Below are 263 nucleotides of genomic sequence, written 5' to 3' on the forward strand. Positions count from 1 at the left end.
GGCTGATTGTGCTGAGCTTGATATTGCGCGCGTATATGATGCGCTAACTGGTTGGCTCTTTCATTCAATGCTTGATAAGTCAGCGACACCTCTTCAAACACGAGGGCAATATTATCCGGTGTTTTTTCAACTTGCGCTTCAAACAATTGCTGCAGTGTTTTGTCAGCAGGATAATCTTTATCAGTATCATTCCACTCGTGCAATAAGGTGTGGCGCTCTTCATCTGAGAGTAAATCAATCTTCCCTATTTCACTTCTCGGCTC

1 protein-coding gene is annotated in these 263 nt (G+C 43.7%); it reads right to left on the bottom strand.

The window, feature by feature from the left end:
• Positions 1–263, bottom strand: a 263-nt coding sequence (locus tag Q0779_RS23895; protein WP_298776765.1) for an AMP-binding protein, incomplete at both ends; no start/stop codon positions are given.

Origin of the sequence: uncultured Shewanella sp., assembly GCF_947491715.1 — a bacterium.
In the GTDB taxonomy this organism is placed as follows: Bacteria; Pseudomonadota; Gammaproteobacteria; order Enterobacterales; family Shewanellaceae; genus Shewanella.